This window comes from Nonomuraea turkmeniaca (assembly GCF_005889735.1).
In the GTDB taxonomy this organism is placed as follows: Bacteria; Actinomycetota; Actinomycetes; order Streptosporangiales; family Streptosporangiaceae; genus Nonomuraea; species Nonomuraea turkmeniaca.
The window spans coordinates 1-5,419 of record NZ_VCKY01000400.1 but is presented as its reverse complement, the minus strand read 5'-3'; the positions used below and the strand labels follow the sequence as shown (position 1 = coordinate 5,419).

Annotated in this window: 5 protein-coding genes; 3 read left to right on the top strand and 2 right to left on the bottom strand. The window is 70.8% G+C overall.

What is annotated here, in order from left to right; translation table 11 throughout:
• Together ETD86_RS56425 and ETD86_RS52285 are read right to left on the bottom strand one after the other, a co-directional pair.
• Positions 1-1,347 (bottom strand): class I SAM-dependent methyltransferase (locus tag ETD86_RS56425; RefSeq protein ID WP_170223774.1); only part of this gene is annotated, 1,347 nt, incomplete at its 3' end.
• Between the two features lie 68 nt (positions 1,348-1,415).
• The gene (locus tag ETD86_RS52285) at positions 1,416-2,192 is read right to left on the bottom strand and encodes a hypothetical protein (protein WP_246149493.1); all 777 of its coding nucleotides are present in this window, start codon (positions 2,190-2,192) and stop codon (positions 1,416-1,418) included.
• 221 nt (positions 2,193-2,413) lie between these two features.
• On the opposite strand from ETD86_RS52285, the gene ETD86_RS52280 reads away from it, so the two are divergent.
• From ETD86_RS52280 to ETD86_RS52270, 3 genes are all read left to right on the top strand, one after another.
• On the top strand, positions 2,414-2,662 hold the full coding sequence (locus tag ETD86_RS52280; protein WP_138674056.1) for an acyl carrier protein: 249 nt from the start codon (positions 2,414-2,416) through the stop codon (positions 2,660-2,662).
• A gap of 195 nt (positions 2,663-2,857) precedes the next feature.
• Positions 2,858-3,631, top strand: a complete 774-nt coding sequence (locus ETD86_RS52275; RefSeq protein ID WP_138674055.1) for an SDR family NAD(P)-dependent oxidoreductase — start codon at positions 2,858-2,860, stop codon at positions 3,629-3,631.
• 128 nt (positions 3,632-3,759) lie between these two features.
• Positions 3,760-5,154 (top strand): AMP-binding protein, encoded by a 1,395-nt coding sequence (locus ETD86_RS52270; RefSeq protein ID WP_246149492.1) that lies wholly within the window; start codon positions 3,760-3,762, stop codon positions 5,152-5,154.
• Positions 5,155-5,419: the final 265 nt, after the last annotated feature.

Here is a 5,419-nt window from a genome sequence, read left to right as displayed (position 1 = left end):
GGACGGGGCCGGGGACTGGCCGATGGCGGCGAACCGCTCGCCGTCGTACACCAGGCTGTCGGTGGCGGCTGCCGCGGCCGCGTCGCCGCCCTGCTCCAGCCAGGCGGCCAGGTCGGCGAGCAGCTCGCGGACGGTTTTCACGTCCTCGCGTGCGCATGCTTCGACCAGGATCTCCTCGACGACCCTGCCCCTGGGGATGGGGCGCTCCGCGCCGTCGGGGAGCTGTTTGAGTCCGGCGCGGGTGAGCTCGTACAGCCCCGGCCCTTCCTCCACGAGACCGAGCGGCAGCTCGCATGTGCGACCGGGGTCGATCGGCTGCTCGCATGTGCGATCGGGGTTGGTCGGCTGCTCGCATGTGCGACCGGGGTCGGTCGGCTGCTCGGCGGGTTCGCTCGCGATGGCGCGGTCGTCGTGCGGCGAGCTCTCCGCCTGCCGGCTCTTGCTGGTCAGCGGGGGGCGGGTGGCCACGGCCAGCCACAGCGGGGCCAGCTCCTCACCCAGGCGGTGCCGGAACACCAGGCGGGTCAAGCGCAGCGGGTCGGCCACCAGCATACGATCGCCGCCCCTCGAGCTCAGCGGGAACGTGAGCGCGTCCGGCAGGTCGAAGGTCAGGGCCTCGCGGGCGAGCAAGGCACGGGGCGCCTGCCGGCCCGGGTACGCCGCGTAGCACCGCTGCACCGTCAGCCCCGCCGACTCCAGCCCGGCATCCAGGGAGCCTGGCCCGCTGGGGTAGGTGGGGTCGAAGCCATGCGGGGCCCACTGGTCGTCGGCGCCGTCCCGGTCGGCGGGGCGGGCCTCGATGAAGCGGTCCACGCCTAGGTCGTTGCGTACGCCGAGCACCAGCCGCCCGCCGGGCGCGACGAGTGCGGTCAGGGCGTCGAGCGACTCGATCCAGGCCGCGGCCGGCGCCTCGGCGGAGTGCGTCCGCAGGAGGCCGTCCAGCGCCAGCACCAGGTCGTACGGCTCGTCCGCCGTGAACGCCTCCAGCCGGCCGCAGAAGATGGCGAGTCCCGGATGGCGCTCGCCGAGCGCGCAGGCGTCGGGGTAGGAACGCAGCAGCACGGCCGCCGCGGGCGCATGCGCCGCAGAGGCACGCGCAGAGGCGTCCGTCACGGAGACGCCCGCCGCGGACACGGCCGCCGCGGAGGCGTGCGCTGCCACCTCGTCCACGACCGCCTGCGGATGCGGCCCGACCAGAAGGACTCTGCCGCTCGGCGGGAGTACCCGCCTGATCAGCTCCTGTGCCGCGCCCCGCCAGTCCGTCGTGCCACCCATGTTGGACATGTCAGACCACAGCAGCATTTCGCCGCCGATCAAATGAACGTTCTCGGGCGCCTCTGTGTTCATGGCCTCACTCCGCGAGGCGGGCTCGGTCGCCACCTGCCGCCGCCCGGCGGCGGCACTCCCTCGCGTGCTCACGCCCACCGCACCCGCTTCCATCCGAACATTCGCCGTAGTTCCTCCGGTGTCGCCTGATATTCGAATCCCAGCTCGCGCCGTGCCACCTCGGCCGCCAGCTCCGGATCGACCCGCGTGCCGTGCATCTCGGGCCAGAGCCGCATGCGGCGCGCCGTGCCGCCGTACTCGGGACGTTCGTCCTCGAACTGCATCGGATCCCCGTACACGGCCACCTCGCACCCCACGGAGGCGCCGTAGAACAGCGCGCTGCCGAGCCGGTTGGAGGCCACTCTGCGGTGGCGCCGCAGCTGGACCAGCTGCTTGCGCAGGAAGTCGCGTCCCTTGCCCTCCCAGCGGGATCCGCGCTCACCATGGCAGACAACCCGAAATCCCCTCGATTCGTACGCCCGCCGAATGTCCGGATTCGCGAATTCCAACCAATAAAGGCAAACGGTGACCGGACCCGTCTCGACATTTCTGATTTCGTCGGCGAGTCGCGTGTGGTCACCGCTGACGGAATGCTTCTCCCAGCCGTGAAAGGGATACCAGATCGTACCCTCACGCTTCGGCGTCACGCCCAACTCGGGCTCTTGGTGAAGGAGGTAGATCCAGGGCGCGCCGATCAGGTAGTGCCCCCTTCTGCCCATCGACCAGCCTCGGCGGCGCAGCACGTCGGACCAGATGAAACGAGGGTATCCAGGGCTGCACCAGTGGTCGTTGGGGGGAAATCCATGGAGATAGTTCCATCCGTGCTGAAGGAAACCTTGGATGCGTTTTGGCACCTCGTCCGGCATTCCGCAGTATCTGCCGAGTATGCGAGAGTGCCCGTACCAGTGATTGGATTCGTCCATCATTCCCCCCGTAGCTGTTGGCGCGCCCCATGCGACATTCCCAGCGCCCAACCAGCCTCACTCGCCGTTATACGGTTCCATTACTCGAGGCGGGGGCTTGGTTTCTCCGAACTCGGAAATGCCGCTACACTACGTCGTGGCTTGAGGACAGAGAGTGAGTGATCATGAGTCATCTCGATCGCCTGCGGGCCGTCTTCCGCAGGGCGCTCAACCTTCCCACCGACGCCGACGTCGACGGCCTCGAATACCGCGCCATCCCGCAGTGGGACTCGCTGGCCCACATGGCGTTGATCGCGGCGATGGAGGACGAGTTCTCCATCATGATCGACACCGATGAAATGATCGACATGAGCTCGTTCGCGAAGGCGACTGAGCTGCTGGAGAAGCATGGCATCGGCGCCGCCGCCGTCTAATCCGGGCACCGCCACACCATCGGAGCTCCGCACTGCCATGCCACCCGATCCCGGCACTGCCATGCCACCCGATCCCCGCACCGCCATGCCGATGGAAGCCGGCACCGCCATGCAGCCGGAGCCGCCACCGTGCGACTGCCCGGTCACCACGAGGGCGGAGCACCCGCCGTCGTCGTCCGAGCTCTGGAGGTCGCCATGACATCGAAGCCGCGACCATTGGAGCAGCCCGGCTCAGGGCCTCGCGTCGCGCTCGTCACGGGGTCGACGGCGGGCATCGGGCGGGCGGTCGCGGTGCGCCTGGCCGCTGCCGGATACGCGGTCCAGGTGCATGGACGAGGCGAGGAGCGCGCCTCGAAGGCCGCCGCCGAGGTGGCGGCGGAAACCGGCGGGCCGGCCTACCCCGTCCACGGTGACGTGGCGGACCCTTCGCTCGTCTCCGCCATGATGCGGCAGATCTACCAACGTCACGGCCGGCTCGACGCGCTCGTGATCAACGCCGGCATTCACGCCGCCGGCCTGCTCGGCATGGTCCGCCCCGACATGGTGCACCGGTTGTTCGAGGTCAACGCCGTGGGTGCGACACACACCCTTCAGGCCGCGCTCAGGTTGCTGCGCCGGGGCACGCTCCCCGCCGTGGTGCTGGTCTCTTCGATCATGGGCCGCGCGGGGGGCCGGGGACAGGCGGTCTACTCCGCGACCAAGGCGGCGGTCATCGGCCTCACCCTGGCTGCGGCCAAGGAGCTGGGTCCCACCGGGATCAGGGTCAATGCCGTAGCTCCTGGCTACATCCAGACGGACATGCTCTCCACGCTCGACAACGACGCCCGGGAGGCGACGATCGCAGCCACCCCGCTCGGCCGCCTCGGCACGCCTGACGACGTGGCCGGCACCGTCGAGTTCCTGCTCTCACCCGCCGCGGATTTCATCACAGGGCAGGTCATCGGCGTGGACGGCGGACTGACACCATGACCTCCCCCATTCCCCCGGCACGGCACGGCGCCGAGCCGTCCCCAGATCCGCAGGCCGCATCCGGCCCCGAGACATCCCGGCACCCGCAGGCCGCATCCGGCCCCGAGACATCCCGGCATCCGCAAGCCGTGCCCCACCTTCAGGCGTCCCCGCATTCGCGAGCCACGTCGGGCCCCGAGGCGTGCCCGCATCCCCGGGCCGGGCTCGGTGGTGCGGTCCTTCCGCACCACGAGGCGCGGCTCCTGGTCGCCGGGGAAGCGGCGGGGCTCGGCGGTGATGAGCTGGGTAACCGCATCACGCGCGCGGCTCAGGCTCTCTCGCAGTTGCGCCCAGGTCCGCTGTTCTGCGGCATGCGCAACAACCTCGCGTCCGTGCTGCGTTACCTCGCCGCCTGGCGTTCCGGCCGGCCGATCGCGCTGCTGGATCCGGACCTCCCGACGGAGACGCTGGCCGACCTGGCGGGGCGGTTCCGGCCGGTCGCACTGCTCGGTTTCACGCACGCGGCCGACGGCTCCCCGCCGGCGCGTCGCGACGTGCCCGACCCGCATCCGGACCTCGCGGTCCTCCTCGCCACCTCGGGCTCCACCGGCAATCCCAAGCTCGTACGCCTATCGCGCCAGGCGGTCCTGGCCAATGCTCAGGCCATCGCCACGGCCCTGTCCATCACGCCCGGCGAGATCGCGCCCACGAGCCTGCCGCTGCACTACAGCTACGGCCTGTCCGTACTCAACAGCCATCTGGTGGCGGGCGCGACCGTGATGCTGACGGAGGCGGGACTGCTGGAGCGGTCGTTCTGGACGCACCTGGACGCACACCGGTGCACGTCACTGGCCGCCGTCCCCTACCAGTACGAGATGTTGCGCCGGCTCCGCTACGACCGGTCGGAGCACCCGACGATCGCCACGCTCACCCAGGCCGGCGGACGGCTCGGCGCCGAGCTGGTCGCGGAGTTCTCGGGGAAGGCCGACCGCTTCTTCGTCATGTACGGGCAGACGGAGGCCACCGCCCGCATCGCGGTCATGCCCCCGGACCGGCTCGCCGACAAGCCCGGCTCGGTCGGGGTGGCCGTCCCCGGAGGACGGCTGGACATCGAGGAGGGCGAGGTGGTCTATCACGGTCCCAACGTCATGATGGGCTACGCGGAGACGGCCGCGGACCTGGCCCGAGGGGACGATCTAGGCGGTGTGCTGCATACCGGCGATCTGGGCCGGCTGGACTCCGACGGCTTCCTCTCCATCACCGGGCGCCTCAAGCGGATCGCCAAGATCTTCGGCGTGCGGGTGAACCTGGACGACGTCGAGCGCCTCCTGCGCGGCTCGGGGCCGGTGGCGGCCACCAGCGGGGACGACCGGGTGACGGTGTGGGCCGAGGGGCTCGACGCAGCCGGGTGCGCGGGGCTGGCGCGGCGGCTGGGGGCCGAGCTGCGGGTGCATTGGAGCGGGTTCGACGTACGCGGCGTCGACCGGCTGCCTCTGCTGGCCACTGGCAAGATCGACTACCGCGCCTTGGAAGCCCGCGCATGACGGCCGCAAGGCGACATTCGTCCGGGTACGCGCGGCGCCCCCGACCCCCATTCGGCGCCCGGCCCACTGCGCGGCACACCACCCCGCCAGGTGGCATCCCACCTACGCGGCGCACCACGGCGCGGTGCCTTCTTCGCGCGACACCTGGCCAGGCGAACGATGCGGCAGATGGCCGGGCGGTCGATGCGGCAGATGGCAGGCGAGCGGTGGTACGTCCGGCCAGGCTCGCGGTGCCGGGCTGCTTCGCGGGGGTGGGGCGTGCGGG

Excerpts from the sequence above, each read along its gene's own strand:
- ETD86_RS52275 (WP_138674055.1), top strand. The coding sequence starts at position 2,858 with ATGACATCGAAGCCGCGACCATTGGAGCAGCCCGGCTCAGGGCCTCGC.
- ETD86_RS52280 (WP_138674056.1), top strand. The coding sequence starts at position 2,414 with ATGAGTCATCTCGATCGCCTGCGGGCCGTCTTCCGCAGGGCGCTCAAC.
- ETD86_RS52285 (WP_246149493.1), bottom strand. The coding sequence starts at position 2,192 with ATGCCGGACGAGGTGCCAAAACGCATCCAAGGTTTCCTTCAGCACGGA.